Raw genomic sequence first — 16,092 nt, 5'->3', positions numbered from 1 at the left:
AGGCCATGGAGAAGCTCAGGTTGGAGAATGTCTACAAGTACTACAGGGGGAAAGATATAGAAGCGGTCAAGGACCTGAGCCTTTCCTGCAAGGAGGGGGAGTGCCTGGCCTTTCTGGGGCCCTCTGGCTGCGGGAAGACTTCCACCCTGAGGATGATTGCTGGTCTTGAAAAAATCTCAAGGGGGAGCATATACATCGGGGAAACGAGAGTCAACGATCTCCCTCCGCAGCGCCGCAACATAGCCATGGCCTTTGAGGATTACGCGCTCTACCCTCCGCTCACGGTCTTTGAGAATATCGCCTTTCCCTTGCAGGCAAAAGGCATTCCTGCCAGGGAGATCAAGAAGAGGGTCAAAAGGGTTGCCGAGGTTTTGAGAATCGACGAGGTTCTGGAGAAGACCCCGGCGGAACTGAGCGGAGGGCAGCAACAGAGGATCTCGCTGGCAAGAGCCCTGGTAAAAGAGGGTGTCGAGCTGATATTGATGGACGAGCCGATTTCTCATCTCGACACGACCCTGAAGAACGAGATCCGGACAGAGATCAAACGGCTCCATCTGGAGGTGGGCAATACGATTGTATATGTCACCCATGACCAACTCGAGGCCATGGCCCTGGGGGACAGGATAGCGGTAATGAACCTGGGGGTTTTGCAGCAAGTGGGAAGGCCCGACGAACTCTACGACAAGCCGGCCAATCTCTTTGTGGCCGGATTCATCGGCGAACCTCCAATGAACTTCATAGACTGCACCGTCTCCCAACAGGGGGACGAGCTCTACCTGGAGAGCCCCCTGTTCAGGTTACCCCTCTCCCCTGAGGAGGCCGTGAGATTCCGGGGCAGCAACAAGAGGATGGTGACCATCGGGATACGCCCGGGGGACCTGGAACCGGGGCGGAAGGACGGTCCGGGGTTTGTCTCGATTCGCGGCAGCGTATATGCCGTAGAGCTGGTGGGAGACATGACCGTTGTCTATCTCCGGTCTGGTGAACACCGTCTCCTGTTGACCCTTCTGGGGGCCGTGGACCTGGGAAAAAGGGAGGATTTCGTGGCCAGTTTCTCCACAGACCATGTCCACGTCTTCGATAAGGAGAGCGGAAAGGCTTTGGCTTCGGCCTGAACTATCCTTCCGCGACCATCACAGGAGGTGGGCGGCCGAGGCAAGGGCCCTTGAGGCATGCCATTTTACCTTTTGGCCTCTGGATGAGAAGATCTGTCTCTGCATGTGACCATCACAGTGAACCCCTGGAAAAGGAGGAGATCCCATGTTAACCAAGGCGGTCGTGATATACGGAAAGGAGGATTTCAGGTACGAGGATTTCGAGATCCCCGAGCCCGGTGAGGAGGAGGTCCTGGTAGAGATCGAGAGCTGCGGGATCTGTGCGGCCGATCCAAAGATCTACTACGGCAATGCTTACTTCGCAAAGGTCGCCTACGACAATGCTCCGATCGTTGCCGGCCACGAATTCATGGGCCGGGTCTTGAAACTCGGGCCTGGAGCGGGAGAAAAATACGGGCTCAAGGTGGGTGAAAGGGCGATAGCCGAGAACATCGTGCCCTGCGGAAAGTGCTACTGGTGCAAGCGGGGACAGTACAACCTCTGCGACCCCCATGCGGTTTTCGGTATCGTGAAATACAACGGGGGATGGGCCGGGCACATGATCTATCCAAAGGGATCGATTGTGCACAAGGTGCCGGACAATGTTTCCTGGAGCGATGCGGCAGTGATCGAACCCCTCTCCTGTGCGCTCCACGGGGTCAACAGGGCGGGTATCCAGTTCGGCGAGACGGTGGTGATCATGGGGTGCGGTCCCATCGGGCTATTCATGCTCCAGGGTGCAAAGCTCAAGAATCCAAGACAGGTGATCGCCGTCGATGTCGATGATCACAGGCTCGAGGTGGCCAGGGACCTCGGGGCCGATATGACCGTCAATCCGAAAAAGGAGGATCCTGTTGCCAGGGTCAGGTCGGTGACGGAAGACGGCATAGGGTGCGACGTTGTCCTGGAGGCTGCGGGAACGAATCAGAGTGTGCACTCGGCAGTCGATATGCTCCGCCGGGGAGGGCGGCTGATGGAGTTCTCGGTTTTCGGGGAAGAGGTCTCCCTCGACTGGTCGATCATTTCAGATATCAAGGAGATGGAGATAAGGGGAGGACACCTCGGGTTCCACACCTACGGGCCGGCCATCGATTTTCTATCCAAAGGGCTGATCACATCACGGGGCATCGCCTCTGAACCGTTTCCGCTTTCTGAGTTCAAGAAGGCAATCGATGTGTCAAAGGGCCACAAGGGGGGTGCCATCAAGGTCCTCATGAAACCCGAGTGAGGGGGCCGGCGGCCCCCCAGGAGCCTGAGTCTTCATCCCGCTTGCTTCATCCCTTCGGAGAAGGCGCGGAGGATGAAGTAGCAGGAGGCGGCTCCGGCATCGAGGTGCCCCTTGGTTCTCTCTCCCAGGCGGCTAGCCCTCCCGATCCTGGCCACGAGGTCTCGTGTCGATTCCATGCCTCTCTTTGCCGCTTTTTCGAAGTCGGACATGGCATCGGAGAGGGACTTTCCCTGCTGAGCGGCTTTTTCCAAGGCACGAACGGCGGGGCTCAGGGTGTCGATCAGGGTCTTGTCCCCCACATGGGCCTTGCCGATGTCGAGGATCCCCTTTTCGGCTGCCTGGAACATTCTCACGAGGTCGCCGAGATCGATTTCCGGCTTTTCTCCAGCCTCCTGGGCCAGCCTTAGAAAAAACGTGCCGTAGAGAGCTCCCATTGCCCCGCCCACGGAGTTGAGAACGACCATGCCCACGGATCTGAGGATGGCACCCACGTTCTTGTCCCGGCTCTCGGGCAGCTTTTTTCTCACCTCGCGGAAGCACTTGGCCATATTGACACCATGGTCCCCGTCCCCGATGGCCCCGTCCAGTTCCGAGAGGTAGTCCTTCTCCTTCTCCATGGTGTCGCAGAGACTCTCCATGATCGCCATTACTTCTCTGTTCGTAACTCCATGTGCCATGGGATCCCCTCTTCAGAGCCTGTAATATGGAGTATCGGCAGGCGCTTCGAGAAGAGACTTCAACTCGGGATCGAGTTTCATCAGAGTGATCGAGAATCCTGCCATCTCCAGTGCCGTAAAATACTCTCCCACATAGGAGCGCTCGATCTTGATGCCTTTTCCGTCGAGGATCTGTTTCACCTTCCGGAAGCAGACGTAGAGTTCGATCAAGGGTGTGGCTCCCAGGCCGTTGATCAAGACGGCAACCTCGTCTCCTGAACCAAAAGGAAGGTCCTCCAGGATCTCTCCTGTCATTTTCTCCGTGACCTCGTCTGCGGTCATCAGCTTTATCTTGGCCGTCCCGGGCTCTCCGTGGTGACCCACACCGTATTCCATCTCGTCCTCTGCCAGGGTGAACGTGGGTGTCCCCTTGGCCGGAACCGTGCATGGCGACAGGGCAACCCCCAGGGTTCTCGTATAGCTGTTCACCTTTTCGGCGACCTGCCTGCACTCTTCCAGACTCCCTCCTGCCTCTGCCTTTGCCCCGGCTATCTTCCACGCCAAGAACTCTCCTACGACTCCTCGCCTGTTGGAGGCCTTCTCCTTCGGTCCGGAGCCGACATCGTCCGTGGCGATGACCTGCTCCACGGCAATCCCTTCTGCCCTGGCCATGTCGGCGGCAAGCTGAAAGTTCATCACGTCCCCTGCGTAGTTTCCGAGCAGGAAGAGGACTCCTCTGCCTCCGTTCACGGCCCTGGCCGCCTCGAAGACCGCGTTGGGAGGGGGCGAGGTGAAGATCTCTCCCACGGCCACGGCGTCCAGCATACCCTTGCCTACGAATCCGATGAAGGCCGGTTTATGCCCGGATCCTCCACCGGTGACGACTCCCACCTTGCCCTGGACCGGTGCATCGGCGCGGACCACGGTCCTGGCTGATTCCAGCCTGCGCAGATACCTCCCATGAACGGCGAGAAACCCCTCGAGCATCTCGTCGACCACATGGAATGGGTCATTGATAAATTTCTTCATCGGAAAAACCCCCTTGTGTAAGACTGAAAACGGACAGGATTCGGAAGCTATTATAGGTTGGCACAAGGGTTTGTCAAGCAGAAAATTGAGGATGAAAAGGACTTTGAACATTGTTTCATGCTTCCAATGCTTCAGAGATAAAGGCGATTCGGCAAAGACCAGCGGTACTCGGTGCGGAGGAGAAAAACTCTTGACACTAAGATTGAGCTGTGCTAAGCAGAGTTCGAATAGTGGGAACAGGGGAGCTTATGAACAGATGAGCAGAGAAGAGAGATCTCGGAGGGGCGATCTCGCCGGTCGAATCGCGTGGCTCTATTTTATCAAGGGCCACACACAGCGTGAGATTTCCGATATGCTGGGCCTTTCGAGGATGCAGGTCCAGAGGAGTATCTCGAAATCCCGGGCAACGGGTTTGGTTCGAATCAAGATCGACGATCCCTTGATCGGATGTTTTGAGAAGGAGGACAAGCTCAAAGAGCGGTTCTCCTTGTCCGACGCCGTGGTATCGGTCACTCCCCGGGACGAGGAGGGGCTGAAGAAGACCCTGGGAGAGGCTGCGGCCCGTTACCTGTTGAGAAAGCTGGAAAAGAATCAGGTGGTCGGCGTGGGTTGGGGGACCACGCTGAAAGAGATCACCAAGTTCCTTCCCAGGAGACCCCTCGCCCAGTGCCATGTCGTATCGCTCATCGGTGGCTGGACCAAGAAAGCCGACGAAAACTCCTATGAGGTTGCCTGGAAGCTGGCCGATGCTCTGAGTGTGGAGTGCTACTACATATCGGCTCCTGCGGTGGCCGACTCCGCCAGGAGCAGGTCGATCATCGCCTCTGAAAAGAGCGTCAACCGCGCCTTGGAAATGGCCAGGCGATCGGACCTCGCCGTGGTAGGGATAGGGAACGCAAGCGAAGACTGCTCTCTTGTCAAGGCCGGCTTTCTATCTCCCGGAGAGGTCAGACGGCTGAGAAGCCTTGGGGCGGCCGGAGATGTATGCGGCCATTTCTATGACAAGGAGGGGGTCCCCGTCAACAGTGGGTACGCGGAGCGGGTGATCGGGGTCGGTCTGGACGAGCTGAGAAAGATCAGGACCGTGATCGGCGTGGCAGGAGGCGTGGGCAAGGTCGACGCCATCCACGGTGCTTTGAAAGGAGGATACGTGAATGTCCTGATAACCGACGAGGAGACCGCCGGCAGGTTGCTCGTCTCCGAGGAGTGATCCGTCTAGGCAGATTAGGTCTGATAGAGGCGGAGGCCGCTGGGAAGGCGTAGGAAACAGCGTGGAGGGAACCGGCATGGAGATCAACCGGAAGATCGAATCAGGAGATGTCTTGGTCGAGATGGAGGGTGCACGGGGTGTGGTCAAGAAGGTACTCGTTGGGCCTGAAGAGGGATCGGACGACATCGTAATGAGGTACTTCAAGGTCCTTCCAGGAGGGTATACCGTCCGGCACAAGCACCAGTACGAACATCTCGTCCAGGTGGAAAAGGGCAGGGGTGTAGCCATCGATGAAAAGGGGCAGGAGCACCCTCTGTCTGCTGGCCACAGCATCTTCGTGGCCCGAAACGAGGTTCATCAGTTCACCAATCCCTACTCGGAGCCGTTCGAGTTTATCTGCGTGATTCCGAACTACGCCAAGTAGGCTCTTTCCAGCCGGGCGGCTGTGATGGGGAAAAGGAGGCGGGAGATGGCAAGAGAATTCAAATACGCAACGGGACTCTGGTGCCTGGGCGGATGTGCCGACCGGTTTGTCCCCTCAGGATACCTCGGCCGGTCTTACCAGCTCAGGGAGCTCATCGACATGGCGGCCTCGGTCGAAGGGATCAAGGGCATCGAGCTGTTCTCCTCCCAGCTGGAAGGGGTCGACCTGAAGGAGACCAGGAGCTATATCAGGGACAAGGGGCTCCAGGCTACGGGCATACTAGCCAATACCTTCGGGGATCGGAGGTTCAAACTCGGTTCCATCACCCATACCGATGAGAGGCTCAGGAGAGAAGCGATCGACCTGTGCAAGCACACCGTCGAGATGGCGGAGAAGATCGAATGTCCGGCGGTGACCCTCTGGTTGGGCAGCGATGGTTTCGACTACCCCTTCCAGGTCGACTATGTAGGACAGCTCGACAGCCTGATCGAATCCATCAAAGATATAGCCGACTTCAACCCCAACTTGAGAATCTGCCTGGAATACAAGCTGAAAGAACCCAGGATGTACCTGGCCGTGGGAAATGTGGGCAAGGCCCTCTACCTGGCCCTTGAATGCGGCGAAAACGTGGGAGTCACCCTCGACTTCGGCCATGCCCTCATGAGCAAGGAGAAACCGGGCGAGTCTGTGGCCCTCCTGAGCCGTCACGGCCGGCTCTTCAATGTCCACATCAACGACGCTTACGGAGAGTGGGACGATGATCTAATAGTTGGGTCAGTCCATATACCGGATACCCTGGAGTTTCTCTACTACCTCGATCTGACCGGCTACGACGGCTGGTTGGGACTCGACATCTTCCCTTTCAGGGAGGATGCTCTGAAGGCCGCCGGCCTCTGCATCAAGAACCTCAATAACCTCGTTGCCATGCTAGACCGGATGGATTACGGGGAACTCAGGAGAGCCCAGGATACTCTTGATGCAGGAGTGACACAGGAAGTAGTGAGCAAGGTCATCTTCGGGAAGTGAGGGATCCCCTCTCTTCGATTCGGATGAGAAAGGAGGAGGTTGCGGCGTCAAAGATCTCTATAACCCCGATCCGGGAGCCATAAGGAAGGGAAGGCCAGCCTTAAACGTCCGTGGTGGTAGCAAAGGAGGTGTCCCATGGAGCGAAGAGGTTTGAGAAAGTGGTCAAGACTCCTTTTGCCTGTGATGATCCTGGCGCTGTGTGTCGCAATTCCCTATGCGGCAGAAGGAAAGATCAAACTACTGAAGCCAGGCGTCAAGAATCCGGATGTTGACTTTTCTGGAATAGAGATCACGGCCATCCATGACGCCTTTGCCGGGAAGATCCTAGAGTGGTACGCTCCTCTCCTCAAGAAGGAGTGTGGAGTCACGATAGGCAAGACCGAAATGGTCGATATTCCCAAGTTGAGGGAGAAGGCCATCGGTGACCTTATCGGGGGGAAACCGACATGGCAGCTTGTGGAGATAACCCCGAATTTCCTCGCCGATTTCGTTCTCACCGGGAAGATCGAACCCCTTGATAAGTATTTTGCCAAGTACGACGATGCCCAGATGAAGGCGTATTTCGACGACATCCTGGAACCCTACAAAGAGTTCTACATGAAATGGGGCGGCAAGCTCTGGGCCATTCCCTTTGACGGCGATGTCCACCTGTTCAACTACAGAAAATCCTATTTTGCAAATCCGGAGTACAAGCAGAAATACCGGACAGAGTATGGGAAGGAGCTCGCCCCTCCTGAGACCTGGGAGGACTACATGAACCTCTGCAAGTTCTTTTCCGGGGTCCTTCCTCCCGGTGTCTGGCCGACCATGTGGTGGGGCATGCCTCCGTGGAGCTGGGCCTTCTACTTCAACATCGCGGCCAGTCGCGGGGTGAACTACTTTGACAAGGAGATGGAGCATGCCCTCTGGCCGAGAGAGGAGGCCATCGCGGCCCTCAAATGGCAGGTAGCCACCGTGCCCTACTGCCCGCCCGGAGTGGCCACCTTCGGAAACGAGACCGTCGACTACTGGCTTGCCGGAAAGGTGGTCATGCAGATCTGGTGGATAGACATCAACGAGTGGGGCCAGATGGGAACTCCGAAGGTCTAAGGCGACGTGGCCAATGCTCTGATTCCGGGCTATCGTGACCCAAAGACGGGCAAGGTACGCCACCGCGCCATGATGCCCTACAACCGGGTGTGGGTGATTCCCAAGAACCTTCCCGAAAAGGTCAAGGAGGCTGCATTCTACGTGGCTCTCCATGTCTCCCATTCCGATTACAGCTTCTATTCCACCCCGGATCTCCTGTGTGGGATGGACCCGTACATGTACTCCCACTATACGGATGAGAATGCCTGGCAGTACACCAAGCCCAATCCCCTGAGAGGCACTGCACCCGACTGGCCGACCAATGAACCCTGTTTCCCGGCCTTCGAGGAGGCGAGGAAACATCTGTATGGCGGGCTGGCCGCAACAATCGCCCTCTGCTGGATCTTTATCTGGAACGAGTTTCTTATCGGTTATCTTCTGTCGGGCAAGGAGGTCATCACATACCCCGCCTTCTTGCCGAGCCTGCGCCGGGGGATGCGCATAATGTGGAATCAAATCGCGGCAATCTCCATATTGGCGGCAATTCCATCGATATTGATTCTCTTTTTCTTCAGGAAGTATATAATCCGGCTCTATTTCAGATGAGCTTCCGCAGCAGTGAGGGAGGCCAAGAGATCAATGGCAAAGATCTTCATTGACGGCATATCCAAACGTTTCGGTGACCGCCCCGTTCTCACGGATGTCTCTCTTGAGGTCGGCGAGGGTTCTTTCACCTGCCTCCTGGGCCCTCCGGGAGCGGGAAAGACCACGCTTCTCAGAATCATAGCGGGACTCGAGGATCCCACAGAGGGAAGGATCCTCTTTGATGGAGCGGACATGGCCTCGGTCGGCCCCCAGCAGAGAGGAGTCGCCATGGTCTTTCAGGATTTCGCCCTCTACCCGCACCTCACCGTGTTCGGCAACATCGCCAGCCCCCTCATCGCTTCCAGGCGGCCTAAGGATGAGGTCGACCGTGAGGTCAGGTCTGTAAGCGACTTCCTCAATATAGGCCCTCTCCTCGACCGCAAGCCCTGGCAGCTCAGTGGAGGCGAGCGACAGCGCGTGGCCATCGCGTGCCTGCTGGTGAGGAACCCCCGGGTCGCCCTCTTCGATGAACCTCTCGTCAACCTGGATTACAAGATCCGGGAGGAGATGAGGGGGCAATTCAAAACGATGCAGGAAGAATTCGGCCAGACCATCATCTATGCCACCCCGGATCCCGTGGACGCCATGGTCATGGCAGACAGGGTTGTGCTGATAGACAGGGGGACTGTTCAGCAGTATGCGCCTGTGGACGAGGTTTATGAAAGACCGGCAAACGTGTTTTCAGGGGTTTACCTGGGCTTTCCTGCCATGAACACGATCCCCGGCACCATAACGATGAAGGGGGGGAATTCTTTCTCGATACCCAGTCTCTCGGTCTGATCAAGCTCGGCAAGGTCGAACCTCATCTGCTCTCACCCGGGAAAGAAGCTATTCTGGGAATCAGGCCCGAGCATATCCTGGTCGGTAGAGAGAAGGGCGTGGATTTCGACGTCACTCTCGAGGGGAGAATCGTGGTCGGAGAAGTCATCGGGTCGGATACGATCCTCCATGTGCAAGTCGGGGATTTGCTGATAAAATCCTTTGTTCCGAGGATCGAGAGGATGGAACCAGGTACCAGGGTATACGTGTCCTTCTGGTCGAAAGATGGCTATCTTTTCGACCAGAAAACAGAAAAACTCATTGAGTAGCTTTTTTGGAGCGGCGCCATGGCTAGGGTCTACCTGGAAAATATAACAAAGGTCTTTGATGGGACTGTGGTGGCTGTGGACGACCTCACCCTGGAGGTTCCGGACAGGGGGCTTGTCAGCCTCCTCGGTCCTTCGGGTTGTGGAAAGACAACAACGATGAGGATCATCTCGGGACTCGAAACCCCTACATCCGGACGGGTCTACTTCGACGACCAGGACTTCACGGATATCACCGCCAGGCACCGCGATGTAACCATGGTTTTTCAGTTTCCGGTCCTCTATCCAAGCATGTCGATCTATGATAATATTTCTTTTCCCCTGGTCGCTCAGGGACTGTCACGCGATGAAATCAGGCGGCGGGTGGAGGAGGTGAGTGCCCTTTTTGGGTTATCCGGCTTCCTTTACAGGGGTGCGACGGAACTCGATGCGGGAGACAAGCAGAGAGCGGTTTTGGCACGTGCATTTATCAGAAGGCCCAGGGTCTATCTGCTTGACAAACCACTCACCAATGTGGATCCCAAGGCAAGACTCGACCTCCGATCCGAATTGAAGAGGATGCAGATAGATCTCGGCCAGACGATGATCTATGTAACCCATGATCAGAGCGAGGCGCTCACCCTCGCCGACAGGATCGCGGTGATGGACAAGGGGAGGCTGCTCCAGTACGACAGTCCGGAGAATATTTACAGATACCCTGCCAGTACGTTTGTCGCCTGGTTTATCGGCAATCCAGGAATGAACTTCCTCGACTGCAAGGTCACAGAGAGGGACGGCCGGGCCTTCTTGAATGTCGGCGGACTCGAGCGGCCTGCGGAGAGACTGGTGCCGAAGCTGGGGACCGGCCGGCTGGCCCGGGAATTCATCCTCGGCATCAGGCCCGAACACATCGAGGTCGGCCTGGAGGAGGGTGCAGACTATTTTCCGGCGACTTGCAACTTCGTGGAGCCCATGGGAAACCGGCAGATTCTCCATCTTGTAGTTGGAGGACAGTCCATCAAGGCAAAGGCTGTCGGGTCGAAGAGGACACTCAAGGGGGAGCGGGTCTGGGTGCGGTTTCCACCTGAGGAAATCCGTGTATTTGATTCTCTGACGCATGAGCTTGTTGTCTAACCGAGAATTCGGCGGCAGGAGACGGGTATGAAGGCATTGGTGACGGTTCCATTGGCCGAGGACGGCCTGAGGAAGCTGAGGGAGATGGTCGAGGTTGAGCTCGAGGGACAGGCCAAGGGTGGAAGGGTTCTTTCGGTGGATCGGCTGAAGGAGGTTCTGGCCGGCAAGGAGATCGTTATAGTGGAGTTCGAGCCGATTGTCCGCGAGGTGATCGAGGCGGCCAGCCTGAGGATCATCGCGTGCACCCGGGGGGGACCCCAGGCCAACATCGACATCCCCGATGCCACCGCCAGGGGGATACCCGTTCTCTATGCGCCTGGCCGTAATGCCGTGGCGGTGGCAGAGCTTGTCTTCTCCTTGATGATCGGGGTGGCCCGGCACGTGGCTCAGGCCCATCATCTTCTGAAGACAGGGCATTACCTGGCCCCGGCAGGGACTTCCGAGGGGGGAGAGAGAAACGTGGTGTGGGGGGTGGAGGAGGGCAGCCCCTACATGGTTTTCAAGGGACCGGAACTCTGCGGCAGGACCCTGGGGATCATCGGCTTGGGCGAGGTGGGAGAGCGAGTGGCGGCAAGGGCCAGGGCCTTTGAGATGAAGATCATTGTCTACGACCCTTACATCCCCGAGGAGAAGATACTCCAGGCAGGAGCCCGGCCCGTGGATCTGGAGACCCTGCTCAAGGAATCGGACTTTGTCACGGTCCACTGCAAAGTCACGCCTGAAACGAGGGACCTCATAGGCGAGAAAGAGATCGCCTTGATGAAGCCGTCAGCCTATCTGATCAACACCGCAAGGGGAGCCATTGTGGACGAGAAGGCCCTGGCTGTGGCATTGAGAGAGGGGAGAATCGCCGGGGCCGGTCTCGATGTCTTCAAGCAGGAACCTCTTCCCTCTGATAGCCCCTTACTCACCCTTGACAACGTAGTGCTGACCCCGCATATTGGAGGTGCTTCCTGGGATGTGGAGAGGCATCAGACAGAGATCGTGGTTGGAGACTTGGCCCGCTTACTTTCCGGAGAGCGGCCCAGGTGCTGTGCCAACCCAGAGGTCTTGGAGTCTTTTCGCCTCGGTTGACACCTTCCAGGCATAGAGGAAACTTCCTGTTCAGGGGAGGGGGCATGAGAAAGCCGCTTCTTCTCGGGATCGACGCAGGTACCTCCGTCGTCAAGACGGTCGTCTTTGACGAGGACGGCCGTGAGATTGCTGTAAGCCGGGAAAGGGTGCCCGTAGAGACGACAAGGCCCAACTGGGCGGAACAGGACATGGACCTGGTGTGGAGTGCCGTCAAGAAGACCGTATCGCGCTGCCTCAAGGGCCATGGAATATCGGCCTCGGATATCGCCGGTGTAGGGGTCGCCGGGCAGGGGGATGGATGCCGGCTGGTCGACAGCCATTTGAGACCGGTGCGAAAGGCCGTGCTCTGGACCGACGGCCGTGCGGGAGAGATCGTTCGCCAGTGGGAACAAGATGGGTCGGCACTCTCGAGTTTCCACATCTGTGGGTCCGCCATCTTTTCAGGTGCCCCGGCAGCCGTCCTGGAATGGCTGAGGAGGAACGAACCCGACTCCCTGGCTAGGGCGGCCCACTTTCTCTTTGCCAAGGACTGGATCAAGCTCAAACTGACGGGACGTATCATCACGGACCCATCCGATGCATCCCGTGCCCCCTTTGATATCAGGAAGAGGGGATACTCCCCCGACCTCTTTGAAATGCTGGGTCTTTCATCCTATTTCCGACTCTTTCCGGAGATCTCCGAAGCCTCGGAGGTTATCGGGGAGGTTACCAGGGAGGCGGCCCGTGAAACCGGGCTCCGTGTCGGGACACCGGTGACCAATGGGATGATCGATGTTGTGGCTTGCGGAGTGGGCGTCGGGGCGATCAATCATGGCCAGGCATACTCCATTATCGGGACGACCTGTTTCAACGGTGTTATCATGGACAGGGTGGAGCTGAAGCCGGTGGGGGTGGGAATGACCCTGGCCTATGCATTCGACGAGCAGACGCTCCGCTCGATGCCGAGCCTCGCAGGGACCCCGAATCTCGACTGGTTCATCGACAGGTTCTGCCCCCAGGAAAAGGAGAAGGCGGCAAAAGAGAAGCTCGATCTCTATGCCCTCCTGGAGGATGAGGTCAGCCGGGTGCCTGTCGGGTGCGAAGGGATCATCTATCACCCCTATATCAATCCCGGAGGAGAGCGGGCCCCCTTTGTCAAACCCTCGGCTGTCGCTCAGTTTTTCGGACTCAGCCTGAGGCATTCCAGGTGGCACCTGCTGCGTTCGGTCTACGAGGGGGTGGCACTCTCCATGGTCGACTGCTTCGATCACATCCCCGTCTCTGTGAGCAACCTGATGGTGTGCGGCGGGGGGGCTGAAAGCCCGCTCTGGTGCCAGATCGTCTCCGATGCTACCGGCAGAGCTGTGAGCATACCCAAGGGGAGCGAGTTCGGCGCCCTTGGGGTCTCGATAACGACGGGCCTCGCCACCGGAGTATACAGAGACAAGGGGGAGGCGGTGAAGCGAACGGTCTCTGTGGGGGCTACCTTTGAGCCCAACATGGAGAACCACCGGAAGTATCAGGAACTGTCCAGGTTGTATAGGAGCCTTTACCGGCATGTCTGGGATGACTGGGACTTGAGGGCGGAGATACTCGGCAGGGTGACCTCAGGGACCCGGCCTTAGCAAGATCCCTTTACCCGGGCAGATCAGAAGGTTTCCGTGGAGGTCTTCCATGCGAGTGGCAATGTATTACAGCAACGATGATGTTCGCCTGGAAGAGATACCCAAACCGGAGATCCATCCCGGTGAAGTCCTGGTCCGCGTGGAGGCCTGCGGTATCTGTGGAAGCGACGTAATGGAGTGGTATCGCCTCGGCAGGGCTCCCCTGGTGCAGGGCCACGAGCTTGCCGGAGAGATCGTGGCCGTGGGCCCGAATGTGGAGGGGTACAGAAGAGGTGACAGGGTATTCGCCTATCACCATGTTCCCTGCAATACGTGTCACTACTGTGTTCGGGGCCACCAGACCGTGTGCGATACCTTTCGGAATACCCATCTTGATCCCGGGGGCTTTGCGGAATATGTCCGAATCCCGGCGATCAATGTGGACCGGGGACTCTATCTGCTCCCCGAGGAGGTCTCCTTTGAAGAGGCCACATTCGTGGAGCCCTTGGCCTGCGTCGTACGGGGGCAGAGACTCGCGCGTATGAGGCCGGGTGATTCGGTTCTTGTCATCGGGAGCGGCATCGTGGGGCTTCTCCAGGTGCAACTGGCCCGTGCCACGGGGGCCAGCCCGATTGTGGCCACGGATCTTGTAGACTACAGGCTGGAGGCTGCAAGGAGATTCGGGGCCGACGTGACGGTTCACGGGAAGGAGGATGTTCTTTCATGCCTGCGAGAGGTCAACGGGGGGCGACTGGCAGACACCGTGGTGATTTGTACGGGAGCCGTGGCTGCGCTCTCCCAGGGGCTCGCGTGTGTGGAACGGGGAGGCACGGTTCTCTTTTTCGCACCCACACAGCCGGGGGAGACGATTCCCGTGGAGGCGAACGAGCTCTTCTTCAAAGAAATCACCCTCACCGGTTCTTACTCGGGAAGCCGGGAGGATGCAGCCGTTGCCCTGGAGCTGATTCGTACCCGGCGTGTCCGGGTCAGGGAGATGATCACCCATCGATTCGGCCTGGCCGAAACGGGCAAGGGGTTCGCCCTTGTAGCCTCGGCCAGGGACTCCATAAAGGTCATCATCGAACCTCAGAAATAGGGATGGAACATACCTGCTCGGCTGGCTGGCGAGCAGCGGCCTGAGTACGGTCCGAAAGGAGGAGAGGATCATGGATTGGGGAATGGAGAACCGTCTGGCCCGTTTGATTCAGTCGGACGGCCACTGCTTTTTTCTGCCTATCGACCACGGGTACTTTCAGGGGCCCACGACCCGGCTTGAGAGGCCGGGGGAGACGATAAGACCTCTGATCCCCTTCGCGGACGGACTCTTTGTAACCCGTGGGGTGCTCCGTGCTTGCGTGGACCCAAAGAACAGTCCTCCCATCATACTCAGAGTCTCGGGGGGGACCAGCATCATCGGAAAGGATCTTTCCCATGAGGGGATCACCACCTCGGTCCAGGAAGCCCTTCGCCTGAATGTGGCCGCGGTGGGCATGTCGATCTTCGTTGGGAGTGAGTATGAGCACGAAACCCTCATGAGTCTCGGGAGACTGGTGGATGAATGCGAGAATTACGGAATACCGGTGATGGCCGTGACAGCGGTGGGGAGGGAGCTTGAAAAGCGAGACGCCCGTTACCTGGGCCTCTGTTGCCGGATTGCCGCTGAACTGGGAGCAAAGGTGGTCAAGACCTACTGGTGCGAAGACTTCGAGCGGGTAACCAACGGCTGCCCGGTGCCCGTTGTCATGGCCGGCGGGCCGAAGTGCGAGACGGAGCGGGAGGTTTTCGAGTTTGTCCACGACGGCATGGAGAGGGGGGCCATCGGTCTCAACCTGGGGAGGAATGTGTGGCAGCATGACCACCCCGTGGCCATGATGAAGGCCCTGCGTGCCATAATCCATGAGAAGGCTTCCGTCAAGGAGGCCGAGGAGATCTTTACAGAAGAGAAAGGGAGATAGGCTCTCCCCGGCAGGGGATTGCTTCCCTGATCCCAGGAGAGGGAAGAGACAGAGACAATGGGAAGAAAGTGGGTCGGCACGGGATGGAAGATGAACAAGCTCCTGGCCGAGGCAGAGGCCTATGCGAGGAGCCTCAGGGAGTTCGTGGATGGTCATGCCCCTGAGATCGAGGTCTTCATTGTCCCGCCTTTCACTGTTCTGAGAAGGACATGCGAGATCCTCAAAGGATCTCCGGTAAAGGTCGGGGCTCAGAACATGCACTGGGAAGAACGGGGGGCCTTCACCGGTGAGATATCCCCCCTCATGGTCAAAGACTGCGGGGCCGATCTGGTCGAACTCGGGCATTCCGAGAGGCGGGCCCAGTTCGGGGAGACCGACTACACGGTGAACAGGAAGGTCCTCGCGGCTCTCGGGCACGGTCTGAGGCCCCTTGTGTGTGTGGGAGAGACCGGCCCTGAGAAGGCCTTCGGTGTTGCCAGGGAGTGCGTGGCGCGCCAGGTGAAGATAGCCTTGAAGGACGTGCCCGAGAGCAGAATCGGCGAGGTGATTCTGGCCTACGAGCCGGTCTGGGCGATCGGTGAATCGGGGACGCCGGCCGAGCCGGACTATGCAAACTCCGTCCACGGCGTGATAAGAGATGCGGTCTCAGGACTCTACGGGAGCCGGGCTGCCGGGGAGGTTCCCGTTCTGTACGGGGGCAGCGTCGACGCAGAGAACGGGCCTCTTTTTGTGAGGGAGAAGGAGGTTGACGGCCTCTTTGTCGGGCGGGCGGCCTGGGATGTGAGAGGCCTGATTCGGATTATCGAAGCGGTTCAAGGGGAGAGCCGAGGAAGGCCCCGGGGTCACGAAGGGCCGGCTCCATGAGGGGGCTGACGCGTGATGGGTCTGCCGGTTGAATCCAG

General features: G+C 58.0%; 17 protein-coding genes. 15 read left to right on the top strand and 2 right to left on the bottom strand.

Annotated elements, in window-relative coordinates:
- Positions 1-5: 5 nt before the first annotated feature.
- Positions 6-1,115, top strand: a complete 1,110-nt coding sequence (locus JRJ26_06945; GenBank protein MBW2057217.1) for an ABC transporter ATP-binding protein — start codon at positions 6-8, stop codon at positions 1,113-1,115.
- Positions 1,116-1,260: 145 nt separating this feature from the next.
- Positions 1,261-2,322: an alcohol dehydrogenase catalytic domain-containing protein gene (locus tag JRJ26_06940; protein ID MBW2057216.1), complete on the top strand. Its 1,062-nt coding sequence runs from the start codon at positions 1,261-1,263 to the stop codon at positions 2,320-2,322.
- A gap of 32 nt (positions 2,323-2,354) precedes the next feature.
- Here JRJ26_06940 and dhaL read toward each other — a convergent pair whose 3' ends face one another.
- Both dhaL and dhaK read right to left on the bottom strand, forming a co-directional pair.
- On the bottom strand, positions 2,355-2,999 hold the full coding sequence (dhaL, locus tag JRJ26_06935) for a dihydroxyacetone kinase subunit L (protein ID MBW2057215.1): 645 nt from the start codon (positions 2,997-2,999) through the stop codon (positions 2,355-2,357).
- 12 nt (positions 3,000-3,011) lie between these two features.
- The gene (gene dhaK / locus JRJ26_06930) at positions 3,012-4,007 is read right to left on the bottom strand and encodes a dihydroxyacetone kinase subunit DhaK (GenBank protein ID MBW2057214.1); all 996 of its coding nucleotides are present in this window, start codon (positions 4,005-4,007) and stop codon (positions 3,012-3,014) included.
- 256 nt (positions 4,008-4,263) lie between these two features.
- On the opposite strand from dhaK, the gene JRJ26_06925 reads away from it, so the two are divergent.
- From JRJ26_06925 to JRJ26_06865, 13 genes are all read left to right on the top strand, one after another.
- The gene (locus tag JRJ26_06925) at positions 4,264-5,217 is read left to right on the top strand and encodes a sugar-binding transcriptional regulator (protein MBW2057213.1); all 954 of its coding nucleotides are present in this window, start codon (positions 4,264-4,266) and stop codon (positions 5,215-5,217) included.
- A 76-nt stretch (positions 5,218-5,293) separates the two neighbouring features.
- Positions 5,294-5,641 (top strand): cupin domain-containing protein, encoded by a 348-nt coding sequence (locus JRJ26_06920; protein MBW2057212.1) that lies wholly within the window; start codon positions 5,294-5,296, stop codon positions 5,639-5,641.
- 45 nt (positions 5,642-5,686) lie between these two features.
- On the top strand, positions 5,687-6,667 hold the full coding sequence (locus JRJ26_06915; GenBank protein ID MBW2057211.1) for a TIM barrel protein: 981 nt from the start codon (positions 5,687-5,689) through the stop codon (positions 6,665-6,667).
- Between the two features lie 135 nt (positions 6,668-6,802).
- On the top strand, positions 6,803-7,756 hold the full coding sequence (locus tag JRJ26_06910; protein ID MBW2057210.1) for an extracellular solute-binding protein: 954 nt from the start codon (positions 6,803-6,805) through the stop codon (positions 7,754-7,756).
- 6 nt (positions 7,757-7,762) lie between these two features.
- Positions 7,763-8,341: a hypothetical protein gene (locus tag JRJ26_06905; protein MBW2057209.1), complete on the top strand. Its 579-nt coding sequence runs from the start codon at positions 7,763-7,765 to the stop codon at positions 8,339-8,341.
- A 33-nt stretch (positions 8,342-8,374) separates the two neighbouring features.
- Complete coding sequence (locus JRJ26_06900) at positions 8,375-9,160, top strand: ABC transporter ATP-binding protein (GenBank protein ID MBW2057208.1); 786 nt, start codon at positions 8,375-8,377, stop codon at positions 9,158-9,160.
- Entirely contained in the window at positions 9,157-9,468 is a 312-nt protein-coding gene (locus JRJ26_06895) for a TOBE domain-containing protein (protein ID MBW2057207.1), read from the top strand. The genes JRJ26_06900 and JRJ26_06895 overlap by 4 nt, the downstream gene beginning before the upstream one ends.
- Positions 9,469-9,486: 18 nt before the next feature.
- Entirely contained in the window at positions 9,487-10,578 is a 1,092-nt protein-coding gene (locus tag JRJ26_06890) for an ABC transporter ATP-binding protein (protein ID MBW2057206.1), read from the top strand.
- A gap of 27 nt (positions 10,579-10,605) precedes the next feature.
- The gene (locus JRJ26_06885; protein MBW2057205.1) at positions 10,606-11,652 is read left to right on the top strand and encodes a 2-hydroxyacid dehydrogenase; all 1,047 of its coding nucleotides are present in this window, start codon (positions 10,606-10,608) and stop codon (positions 11,650-11,652) included.
- A gap of 44 nt (positions 11,653-11,696) precedes the next feature.
- A complete protein-coding gene (locus tag JRJ26_06880) occupies positions 11,697-13,256 on the top strand; it encodes a carbohydrate kinase (protein ID MBW2057204.1) in 1,560 nt (519 codons plus the stop codon).
- 49 nt (positions 13,257-13,305) lie between these two features.
- On the top strand, positions 13,306-14,331 hold the full coding sequence (locus tag JRJ26_06875; protein MBW2057203.1) for a zinc-dependent dehydrogenase: 1,026 nt from the start codon (positions 13,306-13,308) through the stop codon (positions 14,329-14,331).
- A 70-nt stretch (positions 14,332-14,401) separates the two neighbouring features.
- The gene (gene lsrF / locus JRJ26_06870) at positions 14,402-15,190 is read left to right on the top strand and encodes a 3-hydroxy-5-phosphonooxypentane-2,4-dione thiolase (protein ID MBW2057202.1); all 789 of its coding nucleotides are present in this window, start codon (positions 14,402-14,404) and stop codon (positions 15,188-15,190) included.
- Between the two features lie 57 nt (positions 15,191-15,247).
- Positions 15,248-16,054 carry a triose-phosphate isomerase gene (locus JRJ26_06865; GenBank protein MBW2057201.1) on the top strand — a complete coding sequence of 269 codons (807 nt, stop codon included), beginning with the start codon at positions 15,248-15,250 and terminating at the stop codon, positions 16,052-16,054.
- The last annotated feature ends 38 nt before the right edge of the window (positions 16,055-16,092 follow it).

It is taken from the genome of Deltaproteobacteria bacterium (assembly GCA_019308905.1).
Taxonomy (GTDB): Bacteria; Desulfobacterota; BSN033; order WVXP01; family WVXP01; genus JAFDHF01.
Note: the sequence above shows the minus strand (reverse complement) of the source record. Positions and strands in the feature narration are given on the sequence as shown.

What these genes read in the sequence shown, in the direction of transcription:
- JRJ26_06910 (MBW2057210.1), top strand. Translation starts at nt 6,803, where the DNA reads ATGGAGCGAAGAGGTTTGAGAAAGTGGTCAAGACTCCTTTTGCCTGTG.
- lsrF (MBW2057202.1), top strand. Translation starts at nt 14,402, where the DNA reads ATGGATTGGGGAATGGAGAACCGTCTGGCCCGTTTGATTCAGTCGGAC.
- JRJ26_06945 (MBW2057217.1), top strand. Translation starts at nt 6, where the DNA reads ATGGAGAAGCTCAGGTTGGAGAATGTCTACAAGTACTACAGGGGGAAA.
- JRJ26_06940 (MBW2057216.1), top strand. Translation starts at nt 1,261, where the DNA reads ATGTTAACCAAGGCGGTCGTGATATACGGAAAGGAGGATTTCAGGTAC.
- JRJ26_06890 (MBW2057206.1), top strand. Translation starts at nt 9,487, where the DNA reads ATGGCTAGGGTCTACCTGGAAAATATAACAAAGGTCTTTGATGGGACT.
- JRJ26_06880 (MBW2057204.1), top strand. Translation starts at nt 11,697, where the DNA reads ATGAGAAAGCCGCTTCTTCTCGGGATCGACGCAGGTACCTCCGTCGTC.
- dhaK (MBW2057214.1), bottom strand. Translation starts at nt 4,007, where the DNA reads ATGAAGAAATTTATCAATGACCCATTCCATGTGGTCGACGAGATGCTC.
- JRJ26_06920 (MBW2057212.1), top strand. Translation starts at nt 5,294, where the DNA reads ATGGAGATCAACCGGAAGATCGAATCAGGAGATGTCTTGGTCGAGATG.
- JRJ26_06925 (MBW2057213.1), top strand. Translation starts at nt 4,264, where the DNA reads ATGAGCAGAGAAGAGAGATCTCGGAGGGGCGATCTCGCCGGTCGAATC.
- JRJ26_06915 (MBW2057211.1), top strand. Translation starts at nt 5,687, where the DNA reads ATGGCAAGAGAATTCAAATACGCAACGGGACTCTGGTGCCTGGGCGGA.
- dhaL (MBW2057215.1), bottom strand. Translation starts at nt 2,999, where the DNA reads ATGGCACATGGAGTTACGAACAGAGAAGTAATGGCGATCATGGAGAGT.
- JRJ26_06900 (MBW2057208.1), top strand. Translation starts at nt 8,375, where the DNA reads ATGGCAAAGATCTTCATTGACGGCATATCCAAACGTTTCGGTGACCGC.
- JRJ26_06865 (MBW2057201.1), top strand. Translation starts at nt 15,248, where the DNA reads ATGGGAAGAAAGTGGGTCGGCACGGGATGGAAGATGAACAAGCTCCTG.
- JRJ26_06885 (MBW2057205.1), top strand. Translation starts at nt 10,606, where the DNA reads ATGAAGGCATTGGTGACGGTTCCATTGGCCGAGGACGGCCTGAGGAAG.
- JRJ26_06875 (MBW2057203.1), top strand. Translation starts at nt 13,306, where the DNA reads ATGCGAGTGGCAATGTATTACAGCAACGATGATGTTCGCCTGGAAGAG.